The sequence below is a fragment of the Kitasatospora sp. NPDC098652 genome (assembly GCF_044760155.1).
Classification (GTDB): domain Bacteria; phylum Actinomycetota; class Actinomycetes; order Streptomycetales; family Streptomycetaceae; genus Kitasatospora.
In genome coordinates this window covers 148,213-161,081 of record NZ_JBIWAQ010000006.1, presented here as the reverse complement: position 1 = coordinate 161,081, position 12,869 = coordinate 148,213, and the positions used below count along the sequence as shown (strand labels likewise).

General features: G+C 75.0%; 12 protein-coding genes. 5 read left to right on the top strand and 7 right to left on the bottom strand.

The window, feature by feature from the left end; genetic code table 11:
* Positions 1 to 50: 50 nt before the first annotated feature.
* Complete coding sequence (locus ACIQWA_RS16150) at positions 51 to 1,817, bottom strand: MMPL family transporter (protein WP_402482768.1); 1,767 nt, start codon at positions 1,815 to 1,817, stop codon at positions 51 to 53.
* Positions 1,818 to 2,752: 935 nt separating this feature from the next.
* Between ACIQWA_RS16150 and ACIQWA_RS16145 the strand changes: the two genes are divergently transcribed.
* From ACIQWA_RS16145 to ACIQWA_RS16135, 3 genes are all read left to right on the top strand, one after another.
* Positions 2,753 to 3,646, top strand: coding sequence for a phosphotransferase enzyme family protein (locus tag ACIQWA_RS16145; RefSeq protein ID WP_402482766.1), 894 nt, complete (start codon positions 2,753 to 2,755; stop codon positions 3,644 to 3,646).
* Between the two features lie 170 nt (positions 3,647 to 3,816).
* The gene (locus tag ACIQWA_RS16140) at positions 3,817 to 4,845 is read left to right on the top strand and encodes a polysaccharide deacetylase family protein (protein WP_402482764.1); all 1,029 of its coding nucleotides are present in this window, start codon (positions 3,817 to 3,819) and stop codon (positions 4,843 to 4,845) included.
* Positions 4,846 to 4,880: 35 nt separating this feature from the next.
* Positions 4,881 to 5,687, top strand: coding sequence for a DUF1963 domain-containing protein (locus tag ACIQWA_RS16135; protein ID WP_402482763.1), 807 nt, complete (start codon positions 4,881 to 4,883; stop codon positions 5,685 to 5,687).
* A gap of 15 nt (positions 5,688 to 5,702) precedes the next feature.
* Here ACIQWA_RS16135 and ACIQWA_RS16130 read toward each other — a convergent pair whose 3' ends face one another.
* Together ACIQWA_RS16130 and ACIQWA_RS16125 are read right to left on the bottom strand one after the other, a co-directional pair.
* A complete protein-coding gene (locus tag ACIQWA_RS16130) occupies positions 5,703 to 6,239 on the bottom strand; it encodes a GNAT family N-acetyltransferase (RefSeq protein WP_402482761.1) in 537 nt (178 codons plus the stop codon).
* Entirely contained in the window at positions 6,236 to 6,946 is a 711-nt protein-coding gene (locus ACIQWA_RS16125) for an exonuclease domain-containing protein (RefSeq protein ID WP_402482759.1), read from the bottom strand. The genes ACIQWA_RS16130 and ACIQWA_RS16125 overlap by 4 nt, the downstream gene beginning before the upstream one ends.
* Before the next feature lie 135 nt (positions 6,947 to 7,081).
* Between ACIQWA_RS16125 and ACIQWA_RS16120 the strand changes: the two genes are divergently transcribed.
* Positions 7,082 to 7,357 (top strand): hypothetical protein, encoded by a 276-nt coding sequence (locus ACIQWA_RS16120; protein WP_402482756.1) that lies wholly within the window; start codon positions 7,082 to 7,084, stop codon positions 7,355 to 7,357.
* Complete coding sequence (locus ACIQWA_RS16115; RefSeq protein ID WP_402482754.1) at positions 7,354 to 7,776, top strand: type II toxin-antitoxin system VapC family toxin; 423 nt, start codon at positions 7,354 to 7,356, stop codon at positions 7,774 to 7,776. The genes ACIQWA_RS16120 and ACIQWA_RS16115 overlap by 4 nt, the downstream gene beginning before the upstream one ends.
* An 82-nt stretch (positions 7,777 to 7,858) precedes the next feature.
* On the opposite strand, the gene ACIQWA_RS16110 is transcribed toward ACIQWA_RS16115, so the two are convergent.
* From ACIQWA_RS16110 to ACIQWA_RS16095, 4 genes are all read right to left on the bottom strand, one after another.
* Entirely contained in the window at positions 7,859 to 9,805 is a 1,947-nt protein-coding gene (locus ACIQWA_RS16110) for an FtsX-like permease family protein (RefSeq protein ID WP_402482751.1), read from the bottom strand.
* Complete coding sequence (locus ACIQWA_RS16105; RefSeq protein ID WP_402482748.1) at positions 9,802 to 10,560, bottom strand: ABC transporter ATP-binding protein; 759 nt, start codon at positions 10,558 to 10,560, stop codon at positions 9,802 to 9,804. The genes ACIQWA_RS16110 and ACIQWA_RS16105 overlap by 4 nt, the downstream gene beginning before the upstream one ends.
* 109 nt (positions 10,561 to 10,669) lie before the next feature.
* Positions 10,670 to 11,125 carry a GNAT family N-acetyltransferase gene (locus ACIQWA_RS16100; protein ID WP_402482745.1) on the bottom strand — a complete coding sequence of 152 codons (456 nt, stop codon included), beginning with the start codon at positions 11,123 to 11,125 and terminating at the stop codon, positions 10,670 to 10,672.
* A 73-nt stretch (positions 11,126 to 11,198) separates the two neighbouring features.
* Positions 11,199 to 12,473, bottom strand: a complete 1,275-nt coding sequence (locus ACIQWA_RS16095) for an SAV2148 family HEPN domain-containing protein (RefSeq protein ID WP_402482742.1) — start codon at positions 12,471 to 12,473, stop codon at positions 11,199 to 11,201.
* Between the last annotated feature and the right edge of the window lie 396 nt (positions 12,474 to 12,869).

Genomic DNA, 12,869 nt, shown 5'->3' with positions numbered 1-12,869 from the left:
TCGCCGGGCCGTCGGGTCAGTGCCGTCCGGCCCGTCACCGGGCCCTCGGGTCAGTGCCGGCCGACCGGCTCCGGCGGCATGGTGCTGCCGACCAGCGGGGCGTGGCCCGCACCCGGACGGGCGTCACCGCCGTGGCCGGGCCACCAGGCCTTGTTGCCGATCAGCGCGGTGAGCGCCGGGGTGAAGAACATCGCCATCACGAAGGCCGCCAGCACGATGCCGAAGGCCATGGCGAAGCCGAACTCCATCATGAAGGTGTTGCCCGCGAGCATGAAGGTCCCGAACGAGGCCGCCAGGATGAAGCCCGCCGCCGCGACGGTCGGACCGGCGTGGCGCAGCGCCTCGCGGGCCGCCTCGCGCGGGGAGCGGCCCGCGCGGGCCTCCTCGCGCAGGCGGGCGATGATCAGGATGTTGTAGTCGGTCCCGATCGCCACCACGAAGAGGTAGATCAGGATCGGCATCATGAACATCAGGCCGGTCTCGTGGCCGATCTTCTGGAACAGCAGCGTGGCGGCGCCGAGGGTGGCACCGAAGCCGAGGCCGACCGAGACCATCAGGTACCAGGGGGCGACCACGCTGCGCAGCTGGAGCGCCAGGATGAGCAGGATGAGCAGCCCGGCGATCGGGAAGACCAGCTTGTAGTCGTGGGTCATCGCCAGGTTGATGTCCTTGAACACCGAGCTGAGGCCGCCGACCTTGGCCTCGGTGCCGGCCGGGGCCTGGGCGTGGGCGACGGCGCGCAGTTCGGTGACGGTGGCGATGGCCTCGTTGCTGGCGGGCTCGTCCTTGAGCATCACGGTGAACTGGGCCGTGGTGCCGTCGTCGCTGATGGTCTTGTTCTGGCTCGTGGCGGTGGTGGGGGTGGGCGGGAACACCTGGGCGACACCGGCGACGTGCAGCTTGTCCGCGTAGGCCTGGAAGGAGGCCGGGTCGAGCTTCCGGCCGTCGGTGCTGCTCAGGAAGACCTGGCTGGGGGAGGCGGCGCCCTTGGAGAAGGCGGTGGACATCTTGTCCTGGACGACCATCGACTCCTTCTCCTTGGGCATGGAGCCGCTGGTCATGTCGAAGAGGCCGTTGTAGCCCAGGGCGCCGAGGGTCAGGGCGACCAGGACGCCGCCGGAGGCGAGGGCGGTGAGCGCCGGGCGCTTCTCGACGGCCCGGCCGAGCGCGGTGAAGCGCGCGTCGCCGGGCTCCCGCATCCACTTCTTGCCGGGCCAGAAGACGGCCCGGGCGGGGATGACGGCGAGCAGGGCCGGGGCCAGGGTGACGGAGGCGAGGGCGGTGACGACGACCGCGATGGCCAGCGCCGGGCCGAGGGCCTGGAACATGCCGAGGCTGGAGAGGATCAGCGCGGCGAAGGCGATGGTGACGGCGCCGGCGGCGGAGGCGATCGCCTCGCCGACCCGGCCGACGGCGTTGACGACGGCGGCCTTGCGGTCCTCACCGGCCCGCAGCCGCTCGCGGTAGCGGAAGGCGAGGAAGAGGAAGTAGTCGGTGCCGACACCGAGCACGACGACGATCAGGATCGGCGTGAGGATGTCCGTGCTCTTGAGGTCGAAGGCCTTGGTGGCGTAGTTGATCAGACCCATGGAGGTCGGCAGGGCGATGATCAGCGAGACCAGGATGGGCAGCAGGCCGGCCAGGACGCTGCGGAAGATGATGCCGACGATCACGATGACCAGCACCAGGGTGGCCATCGTGATGAGGCCCTCGGTGTCGCTGGAGGACTCCTGCTGGTCCAGGGCCTGGGCGGCGGAGCCGCCGAGCTGGAACTTGAGGCCGGTGGGGCCCGCCAGGTCCTTGCCGTCGTTGCGCACCGCCTTGGCGACGGCCGCGATCGCCTTCGGGTCCTGCTGCTTGCCTTGGCGATGGCGATGGTGCCCATCGCGTACTTGCGGTCCTCGGAGTAGCCGACCTTCTCGGCCGGCGGGTTGACCGCCTCGACGCCGTCGATCTTCTTGCCCGCCAGGTCCTGGGTCAGCTTGCCCATGGCCTTGGTGTCGGCGTCGGTGAGCGCGGCGCCGTCGTTGCGCTCGAAGAGGATGAGGGCGTCCGGGGTGAAGGCGGCCGGGAAGGCCTTGGCCTGCACCTCGGCGGCCTGGATGGACTCGTAGTGCTTGGGCAGGAACGACGCCTCGTCCGTCTGGGAGGTCACCTTGGGCGAGGATATGAAGATCGCGACCATGGCGACGAGCCACGCGCCGATCACCCACCACGCGCGGCGTACGGCGAATTGTCCTAGTCGGTGGAACATGCTCGATGCCTCCTGGGCATGGTTCACCGCAGCCCTTGGGGGACGGGACGCTGGGCGACGGCAGGACCGGGCCGGACGCGCTTTGGCGTCTACTAGCCGGTCGGCAGGTAAGTAGGTCTGGGCGTCAGCCTACGAGTACGTGCTCGCCGTGCGGCAAGGAGCCCCCGTGGTCCAACCCCCGTTGTGGGGCCGCCCCGAACCGGCCCCGCCCCAGTCTCTCCCGGTCGCAGCGCCGTTGGCCTCGTGCTCCGGGTGGAGCCTCCTCCCCCTCAGGGTGGAGTTCGCCCCCTACCTCGGAGGAGGAGGCCTAGGGGTAGGGAACCAGGGAAAACCCCCACCACGCCCGCGCGGCCCGCCCCGGGGGCCGCCCGCCCGGGGGCCCGTTCGCCCGGCACCCCGGGTCCGTTCGCCCGGGGCCGCGGGGCGGGCCGCTCCGTGCGTCATGATGATCACCGTCCGGGATCCCCCGGATGAACACCGGCGGAACGGAGCCCAGCCATGATCCCCTTCGACGAGGCCCGCGCCCGGCTGCTGCTCGCCGGGGCCTGCGCCGCCGCCGGACTGCCCGCCCCCGACGGGGCGCGGCTGCTCGCGCTCGGCGAGAACGCCGTCTTCGACCTCGGCGACCCGGCCGTGGTCGCCAAGGTCGGCCGCGGCCCCGGACTGTACGACCGGGCCCGGCGCGAACTGGCCGTCGCGCACTGGCTGGCCGGGCAGGGCATCCCGGTGGTCCGCCCGTACGAGCGGGTCGAGGCCGGGCCGCACCGGGCCGAGGGGCACCCGGTCACCTTCTGGCACCGGCTCGCCCCCGCCGTCCGGCCGGCCCGCCCGGCCGACCTCGCCCCGCTGCTGCGCGCCCTGCACGCACTGCCGCTGCCGCCCTTCCCGCTCGACGGGCGCGACCTGCTGGCCCCGGTGGAGCGCTGGCTGGCCTCCGCCGAGGGACAGGTCGACCCGGCGGACGTCGCCTTCCTGCGCGAGCGCCGGGACGCCTTCGCGGCCGCCCTGCCCGGCCTGGTGCCGGAGCTCGCGCCCGGGGTGATCCACGGCGACGCGCTGCCGCGCAACGTCCACGTCGGACCGGATGGGCCGGTGCTGCTCGACCTGGAGACCTTCTCCCGGGACCTGCGCGAGCACGACCTGGTGGTCCTGGCGCTCGCCCACGACCGCTACGGGGTGCCCGAGGAGGACTACCTGGCGTTCACCGGGGCCTACGGCCGGGACGTGCGCGACTGGTCCGGCTTCGAAGTGCTGCGCGGGGCCCGGGAGACCACCAGCGCCTCCTGGGTCGCCCAGCAGGCGGCCGGGAACCCGGCGGCGCTCGCGGAGTTCCGGCGCCGGGTCGACTCGCTCCGGGAAGGGGCCACCGGGGTGCGCTGGTACCCGTTCTGACGGCGGGCGGCTACCTCCTGGGAGCGGCGGACGTCGAACCGGGCGAGTGTGAGAAGACTCTTAGGCCGGAACGGTCCGGCGCGCAACCGGGACACGTACGATCGGCGTCCTATCGCACAGTCATCCTGACCGAGGGATCGGCCCCCTTCCCGCCCGCAGGAGCCGCCGCCATGCACCGGACCCCCACCCGCCGCAGCCCCCTCCCCGACTCCCGCACCGCCGCCGGCCGCCGACGGCTCGTCGCGGGCTGCGTCGCCGTGGCCGCCGTGCTGGGACTGTCCGCGTGCGGCACCGCCAGCGGGGCGCTGCAGCCCACCGCGACCGCCACCGCTCCGGGCGCCTCCACTCCGGGCGCAACCACCCCGGGCGCAACCACTCCGGGCGCCGCCGCCCAGCAGCCGACCGGCACCGCGGCCGCCACCATCGCCCCCACCCCCGGCTCCGACGCCGCCGGCCCCGGCCGGGCCGCTCCGCCGGCCGGCGCCGAGCCGCGCACCCCGACCGCGGCGGCCACCCCCGGCCACGCCCCGGCCACCGGCACGCCCGTCGGCACCACCCCCGCCGGCACCCCCGCCGCGCCGCCCGCGCAACCCGGTCAGGCCACCAAGGTGATCGGCTCCACCGCCTCCGGCGGCCGCACCGTCGCCCTCACCTTCGACGACGGCCCCGGCCCGGCCACCGGCCAGATCCTCGACCTGCTCGCCCAGTACCACGTCAAGGCCACCTTCTGCGAGATCGGCCAGAACGCCGCCGCCAACCCGGCCCTGGTCAAGCGGGTGCTGGCCGAGGGCCACCGGCTCTGCGACCACAGCGTCCACCACCCCCAGCCGTTCGAGAAGCTCCCGCACGACAAGGCGGTGTACGAGATCTCCGCCGCCCGCGACATGATCGTCAAGGCCGGTGGGCCGGGCACCCGGGTCAGCTGGTTCCGCGCGCCGGGCGGCGGCTTCACCGCCGACAACGAGCACATCGCCGCCGGGCTCGGGATGGACTCGCTCGGCTGGTCCGTCGACCCCCGCGACTGGTCCCGCCCGGGCGTGGCCGCGATCGTCTCCACCGTGCAGAGCCAGCTCAGGCCCGGCGGCGTGATCCTGATGCACGACGGCGGCGGCGACCGCAGCCAGACCGTGGCCGCGCTCAAGCAGCTGCTGCCCTGGCTGGTCGCCCAGGGGTACACCTTCGACTTCCCCGCCGCCTAGGGCCCGTGGGGCCGTGGCCCGTAGGGTGGGCGGCCGTGACCGACACCGCCGCCCTCCTCGCCGCCGTCCCCGGGCTGGCCCGCCACCTGCGGCCCGCCACCCTGCTGCACCCGTACGCCGTCCGCGGCGGCGCCCCCGCCGACCCCGCGGCGAGCCGGATCGGCGGCCCGGCCGAGTGGCCGCCCGGCGAGCCCTGGCCGCACTGCACCGCGCGCCATCCCGAGGAGGAGGACGCCCTCCCCCGCAGGGCGCCCGAACCGCCCACCGCCGCGACGGCGTTGGTCCCGCTCGCCCGGATCCGCGCCGAGGACGCCCCGCACCTGCCCCGGCCGCCCGGCACCGACCTGCTCCAGGTGCTCTGGTGCCCCAACGACCACGACGACATCCAGGGCGAGCGCTACTACTACGGCCCCGCCGTCGAACTCCACTGGCAGCGCGCCGCCGACCTCGCCCCGGCCACTCCCCCGCCGCCCCGCCACAGCGCGCCGGAGTACCTGCCGCGCCCCTGCGCGGTGCGCCCCGAACACCTCCTCGACCTGCCCGACCGGGACGAACTGCCCGAGGAACTCGCCCGCGCCGTCGCGGAGTTCGCCGAGCGACAGGGCCTGGAGTACGAGCGGGACCTCGGCCGGGCGGACGGCTGGAAGCTGGGCGGATGGCCGTCCTGGCACTGCACCGACCTGATCCCGATCGACTGCCGCTGCGGGGCCCGGATGGTGCTCCTGCTCACGGTGGAGAGCGGCGAGGACCCGGACCTGTCCCTGGGCCGGCACGGCGAACTGCACGTGTTCGTCTGCCCGGTGGACCCGGCCCACCCGGTGGGGCTGGACATCCAGGGCTGAGGCCGGGGCGGGGCCTCAGCCGAGGTGCAGCCGGTAGACCTGCCGGGAGCCGCCCTCCGGTCCGGGGGCCGCGGCCTCGGCCGGGGTGAAGCCCAGCCGCTCGTAGAACACCCGGGCGCCGCCGGCCACCGCCCCGGGGTGGTCCGGGCCGAAGGTGACCACCTCGACGACGGCCGGGGCGCGGACGTGGTGGCGGCGCAGCGCGTCCTCGACCAGCGCCCGGCCGACGCCGGTGCCCCGGGCGCGGCCGGCCACCACCAGCCAGTGCAGGTGGTGCGGCCCGTCCTGCGCGGGGCCGAACAGCAGGCCGCCGAGCAGTCCCCCGGTGGACTCGGCGACGGTCGCGGTGCCCCGGGCCATCGACTTCTCCACGGCGCGGTGGAAGCCGGGCTCGGCCACCATCGGGCCGAACCAGTGCTCGACCTCGGCGGCGAGGGCGAGGAAGCCGGGCAGGTCCGCCGGGCCCGCCGCGCGCACGAAGTGGGCGGGCTGGGCGGGGTGGGCGGGCTGGGCGGGGTGGCCCCGGCGTACGGGGTCGGCCGGGCCGGTCATCCGGAGGGCCTGGACGGCCAGCGCGGGTCCACCACCGCGTGCGGGTCCTTGCCGCGGCGCAGCCAGGCCTGGAGGCCCTCGGCCCAGTCCCGGTACCAGTCGATCTGGCGCCGGTGCAGTTCGGCCGGGGCCACCTCCCCCACCTCGACCGGGTAGCGCCCGGCCAGGGCGACGGCGACCCGGACGGCGGCCAGCGCGTCGCTGCCCGCCTCGTGGGCGTCCGTCAGCTCCACCCCGTACACCTCGCAGACCCGCTGCAGGGTGCGCGAGCCCTTGCGGTACTTGTCGACGGCCCGGTCGATGACCAGTGCGTCCAGCACCGGCCCGACCGGGGCGCCGAGGCGCTCGGCGAGCACGGGCAGGCCGTAGCGGCGCAGCTCGGCGTCGAGCAGCGAGAGGTCGAAGGGCGCGTTGAAGGCGACCACCGGCCGTCCGTCCGCGATCCGCGCGCAGAGCGCCGCGGCTATCTCCTCGACCGCCTCCTTGGCCTGCCGCCCCCTGCTGCGCGCCAGGGCGTCGCCGATGCCGTGGATGGCCTCGGCCTCGGCGGGGATCGGCACCCCGGGATCGAGCAGCCAGTTGGCGGCCTCCACCCGGACGGCGCCGACGGTGTCCACGAGCGCGGCCGTGACGATGCGGTCCACGGCCGGGTCGGTGCCCGTGGTCTCCAGGTCGAAGCCGACCAGTGGCTGCTGCCACCAGCTCATCAGGTGTGTCCTTCCGTCCTCCGGCGAAACAGCCCCTATCATCACCCGCCCCACCGACAACCCGACCGGCAGGGGAGCCGATCAAGGGCCCGGTCGCCCTACGCTGTTCCCCGGACCCGAACGGAGGAGCCGACCATGAGCACCGCCCCGAACCTGCCCGTGCCCCCTCACGGGCCCGACGAGTCCCACCCGCTGCGGACCATCGGAGAGATTCGCGGATCGCTGCCGGAGGACCAGGTCGAACACTTCGACGCTGAGCTCGCCGACACCGACATCGACGCGCTGCCCGCCATGCTGCACCGCTGGGCAACGTTGGGAACCGACGGCTTCCTGGACTTCCTCCTGACGACGCCCCTCGAGGGCCTGGAGTTCGGCGCTCGCTCCTACGACGACGAGGAAGCCCCCGAGTGACCTACCTGCTGGACACGAACGTGGTCGCCGAGCTCACGACGCGACCGAAGCCGGCTCCCGCGGTCATCGAGTGGGCCCGATCCGTCCCGGCCACCGAGCACTTTCTCAGTGTCATCACCGTCGCGGAGATCGAGGCCGGCGTGGCGGCAACCCCTGATCCGCTGCGGCGGGCCGTTCTCGATCGGGTCCTCGACGGTCTCCGGGCTGAGTACCAGGGGCGGATCGCCGTGATCGGCGAGCGGGAGTCCTCCGCCTACCTCGCCGTCCACCGTCGGCTCAAGAGCCTCGGGGCCGGTATCGATCCGCCCGACGCGCTGATCGCGGCCACGGCCCTCGCGAACGGATGGACGCTTGTCAGCCGCAACGTCAAGCACTTGGCGCGCACCGGTGCGGCTGTGCTGAATCCGTGGGAGTACTGAGCGTTCTTCATGCGGACTGCCCCGGCCGCTGAATGCGGGCGGGGCAGTCCGGTCTTCCGCCGGCGGTCGACCGGCGTGAGGCCTACCGGGCCGCTGCCCGTCCGCTCAGCGCGAGCCGGCCGGACAGCACGCCGGAGGCCACGGCGAGCACCAGGCAGAGCGCCGCGCCGCCGGCCAGCGGCAGCCAGGGCAGCCGCAGCGCGACGCTCGCCTGCCCGGCCAGGATGCGGTGGTTGAGCAGGGCCGTGGTGCCGTACTGGGTGAGCGCGGTGGCGGCGAGGGCGAGGACGGCGGCGGTGGCCACCACCAGGGCGGCCTCCAGGGCGACCATCTGCAGCACCTGACGGCGCAGCGTCCCGGCCAGCCGCAGCACGGTGAAGTCGCGGCGGCGGTCGGCGGCGCTCATCACCATGGTGTTGACGATGGCGATCAGCGCGTAGAGCAGGGCGGGGCCGAGGATGGTGGTGGTGGCGATCCAGGCGTAGTGGGCGTTCGGGTCGGGGCCGGGGTCGCGGGCGTCGGTGAGGACGCCGCCGAGCCGGTCGGCGGGTTCGGCGCTGAGGTGGACGGCGCCGGGGCGGGCGCCGTTCAGGTGGCCGGTGACGGCGTCGCCGCTGAGCAGGACCTCGTCCAGGCCGAGCTGGGTGCGGTAGACGAGGGCGAGCCGCAGGCCGGTGACGGTGCCGTCGGCGAGGCGCAGGTTGACCTGGTCGCCGACCTTCCAGCCGTGGCCGCGGGCCTGGTCGGTGGAGGCGGCGAGGGTGGCGCCGTGCAGGTCGGCGGCGGTGCCGTCGACGGCGGGCAGGGTCCAGGCGGTGGCGAGGTCGCCGTCGACGACGGTGGCGGCGGAGGGCGCGCTGGCGGGCGAGTCCTCGCCGTGGTCGTCGAAGGAGGGCCGGTCGGCGCCGAGGCCGGTGACCACGGTGGAGGTGGTGGCGGTGGCGTGCAGGTCGGGCCGGCCGGCGGTGAGCCGGTGGGCGGCGTCGGCGGGCAGCGGGGCGGCGCCGGGGCGCAGCACGTAGCGGGCGGCGGCGGTGGCCCGGCCCTGGGCGGTCATGGCCTCGGCGAAGGCGGCGGTGGAGCCGACCATGGTGCCGGTGAGCGCGATGGTGAGGAAGGCCGGGGTGGCGGTGGAGACGGTGCGGCGCACCGCGGTGAGCGCGTTCTGCCGGGCGAGCAGCGGGGCGGCGGCGGTGAGCCGGGCGAGCGGGGCGCTGAGCAGCCGGACCAGCAGCGGGACGACGACGGGCGCGAACAGGGCGAGGGTGGTGATGGTGGCCAGGTCGGCGCCCATCACCCACTGGGAGGCGAGCTGCGGGTCGTCCGGCTGGTCGCCGGGGGCGGGCGGCAGGGTGGCCGCGGACAGGTAGTAGGCGACGCCGCCGACCAGGCCGAGCAGCCCGAGGACGGCGAAGGCCCAGCGCGGCCCGGTCATCACCTTGCGGTCGACGGCGGCGTCGCCGAGCGCCTCGACGGCGCGCACCCGCCCGGCGCGGACGGCGGCGGTGACGGCGCCGAGCAGCGCGACCGCCAGGCCGACGGCGGCGGCCAGCAGCATCGGTCCGACGGCGGGCCGGGCGGTGAAGCCTTCGGGGGCGGCGCCGCGGGCGACCAGCCAGGAGGCGAGGGCGGGCGCGCCGGGCAGTGCGAGCGGGCAGCCGCTGACGGCGGAGACGAGGGCGACGACGGCGGCCTCGCCGGTGATCAGCTGGACGATCTGGCGGGGCGTGGCGCCGACGGCGCGCAGCATCGCGATCTCCTGGCGGCGCTGGGCGACGGCGAAGGCGAAGGTGCCGGCGACCACGAAGACGGCGACGAAGGCGGCCATCGCGGAGGTGAACTGGAGCACCTTGTGCAGTGAGGGCGCGCCGAGCGGGGAGTCGTCCCCGGCGGTCTCGTTGAGCAGGCTGCCGGTGGTGGCGACCAGGGTGACGCCGAGGGTGAGGGCGACGTAGGAGCCGGCGAAGGCGGCCTTGCGGCGGCGCAGGCTCGCGGCGGCGACGGGCAGCAGGGTCCCGAGCGAGGTCATGCCGCCGTCCCCGCCGTCTCCAGGGCGGTCATCCGCTCGGCGACCTGCTGGGCGGTCGGGCGGGGCAGGTCGTCGACGATCCGGCCGTCGGCGAGGAAGAGCACCCGGTCGGCGTGGGCGGCGGCGACGGGGTCGTGGGTGACCATGACGGTGCTCTGGCCCTCGCGGTCGACCAGGTCGCGCAGCAGGGCGAGGACGTCGCGGCTGCTGGAGCTGTCGAGGGCGCCGGTGGGCTCGTCGGCGAACAGCATCCGGGGCCTGGTGATCAGGGCGCGGGCGATGGCGACGCGCTGCTGCTGGCCGCCGGAGAGCTGGGAGGGCAGGTGGCCGGCCCGCTCGCCGAGGCCGACCTGGGCGAGCGCCCGGTGGACCTCGGCGCGGTCGGGGCGGCGCCCGGCCAGGCGCAGCGGCAGGCCGACGTTCTGTTCGGCGGTGAGCGAGCCGACCAGGTTGAACGCCTGGAAGACGAAGCCGAGTTGCTGTCGGCGCAGGACGGTCAGCTGGGTCTCGGTCAGCCCGGCGAGGTCGGTGCCGTCCAGCACGACCCGGCCGCGGTCGGGGCGGTCGAGCCCGGCGCCGCACTGCAGCAGGGTGCTCTTGCCGGAGCCGGAGGGCCCCATGACGGCGGTGAAGGTGCCGCGGTCGAAGCCGACGTCCACCCCTCTGAGTGCCCGTACGGCCTCCGGGCCGGTGCCGTAGGTGCGGTGTACGTCTTCGAGGCGCAGTACGGCCCCGTCATCCCCCGTGATCTTCACGGGGCTTACACCTACCACGGGCGCACCCGTCCCGACCAGGGGTGATGGGTGAATCGTTACTGCACGTGAGGGGCCCCGGTCGGCCAGCGGGCCCCGGCTCCGTCGGGGGTCATCGGGCCGGCTCCCGGTGCATGGTGACGTCGATCGGGTCCTCGTCGACGACCTCGAAGCCGTGCCGTTCGTAGAGCCGCTGGGCGGCGCTGCCCCGCAGGACGGTCAGGTGCACGGGCTCGCCGGCCGCGTCGGCGTCGGCGAGCAGGTGGCGCAGCACGGCGCTGCCGAGGCCGCGGCCCTGGAGGTGGGGGGCCAGGTAGAACATCTCCAGCCGGCGCCCGCCGCGTTCGTCGGGGCGGATGGTGACGGAGCCGCCGAAGGCGCCGTCGACCAGGAGGACCGAGGTGTACCGGGTGGAGAAGGCGTGCCGGACCCGGCGGCGGGAGCGCTCCGGGTCCCAGCGGCCGAGGCGTTCCAGGTCGGCGCGCATGACCTGGTCCTTGAGGTCGCTGATCGGGTCGAGGTCCTTGGGCCCGGCGGGTTCCAGGGTCCAGGCGGGGAGGCTGTTCACGCACCGCAGTGTTCCAGCGCGCGCACCGCCTCCACCAGCGGTTGTCTCACCATGCGGGCCGTGGGCCGCTCCCTCAGGAGACGTTCCGGGCGTCCGCCCAGACCCCCTCGAACTCCTCGCGGTAGACCTCCAGCAGCCCCGGCTCGGTCCCGCCCGGCTGCTGGCCGGCGCCGCCGCGCAGGATCAGCGCCGGGGACTCCATGCCGCGCGAGCGGCGCAGGTAGGGCTGGATGACGCCGAGGTCGCGGCCGGCCCGGCGGCCGGCCACCGGGCCGGTGGGGCGGGGGCCCTCGACCAGGTAGGCGGTGAAGCGCGGGGTCTCGTCGAAGACCCTGATCTCGAAGCCGCCCTGGTCCCGCAGCCGGGCCCGGACCCGCCGCACGTGCATGATGTTCATCTCGATGGCGCGGGACAACTCGCCCCGGGACAGGCCGAGTTCGCGTTCGCGGCGGCGCACCGCACTGCTCGCCGGGTTGAGGAACAGCAGCCGCACCCGGCAGCCCTCGCCGGCCAGGCGGACCAGGCGCTTGCCGGTGTAGTTCTGGCAGAGCATGCCGAGGCCGATGCCGAGCGCGTCCAGCCGCCGGGCGCCGTCGAGCAGGTCCTCGACCGGGAGGTCGCGCTGCAGCCGGACCCGGTCGGCGTGCACGGCGACCACGTCGGCGTAGCGTCCGGCGACCAGGGACTCCACCACGTCGGCGGGCACCCCGCCCGCGCCGCCGTCGAGGACGGCGAGCAGCCGGGCGGCGGCGCGCTCGGTCTGGGCCAGCACGGTCTGGGTGAGCACCCGGTTGCGGGAGACCACGTGCCGGGCCACTTCCAGTTCGTCCAGGGCGAGTTCGATCTCGCGCCGGTCGGCGAGGTAGGGCTCGAAGCAGGGCCAGTGCTGGACCATCAGCTCGCGCAGCTGGGGCAGGGTGAGGAAGACCAGCGGGTCGTCGTCGGCCGGGTCGAGGAGGTAGCCCTTGCGGCGGCTGACCTCGCGCACGGCGCCGGCCCGGTGGGCCCACTCCTCGCCGGCCGGTCCGGCCGCGGCGGTGACCCAGTCCTCGCCGTGGGCGGGGGCGTAGATGGGGTGCAGCACCTCGTCGACCAGGGAGCGCAGCCGCTGTTCGACCAGGTTGAGCCAGACGTAGGCGCGCCCGGAGAGCCGGACCCGCTGGTAGGAGTCCTCCCACTCGGCGGCCGACCAGGCGAGCGCGGGGACCTCGACCGGGCCGCTCTGGGCGGGCACGAGGGCGCGGCCGGTCATGGTGGGGCGCATGACCACCGTGGGCGCCTCGCTGCGGGCGCCGCCCCGGTCGGGGCCGTCGGACCCGGAGCCGCGGCCGCCAGCAGGGAACACCATGCGCCACCTCATCTGCGGCTGACCCCCGCGGGCGCGGGGGCCGTTGACGGGCCGTTGACAATCACCGGTCGGCCGGAGCGGCCGGACGATCAAGGGTACTGCCCACCGCGAGCCGTCCGCAGCCGGATCGGCCAGGGGCCCTCCGGCGCATCTCCCGCACCGGTGACAACAGTCTTCACACGAATGCTCGCCGGACACCCGTTCGGACTAACCCCGGCGGTACCTCCCGGCCGCCGGGGAAGGGCTCGGGGAGTATCTCGGGGGAGTGTGCGGGCTGTGCCGTGCGTCACGGCTCGGTCAGGACCGCACATGCCCGGCCGCCCGGCCGGGAAGAGAGCGTCCGGGCCGGCCGCCCGGCCGGACCACCTGTCGGACTACACATCAGTTTCCGTATGT

What these genes read in the sequence shown, in the direction of transcription:
- ACIQWA_RS16145 (WP_402482766.1), top strand. Translation starts at nt 2,753, where the DNA reads ATGATCCCCTTCGACGAGGCCCGCGCCCGGCTGCTGCTCGCCGGGGCC.
- ACIQWA_RS16140 (WP_402482764.1), top strand. Translation starts at nt 3,817, where the DNA reads ATGCACCGGACCCCCACCCGCCGCAGCCCCCTCCCCGACTCCCGCACC.
- ACIQWA_RS16130 (WP_402482761.1), bottom strand. Translation starts at nt 6,239, where the DNA reads ATGACCGGCCCGGCCGACCCCGTACGCCGGGGCCACCCCGCCCAGCCC.
- ACIQWA_RS16125 (WP_402482759.1), bottom strand. Translation starts at nt 6,946, where the DNA reads ATGAGCTGGTGGCAGCAGCCACTGGTCGGCTTCGACCTGGAGACCACG.
- ACIQWA_RS16120 (WP_402482756.1), top strand. Translation starts at nt 7,082, where the DNA reads ATGAGCACCGCCCCGAACCTGCCCGTGCCCCCTCACGGGCCCGACGAG.
- ACIQWA_RS16110 (WP_402482751.1), bottom strand. Translation starts at nt 9,805, where the DNA reads ATGACCTCGCTCGGGACCCTGCTGCCCGTCGCCGCCGCGAGCCTGCGC.
- ACIQWA_RS16095 (WP_402482742.1), bottom strand. Translation starts at nt 12,473, where the DNA reads ATGGTGTTCCCTGCTGGCGGCCGCGGCTCCGGGTCCGACGGCCCCGAC.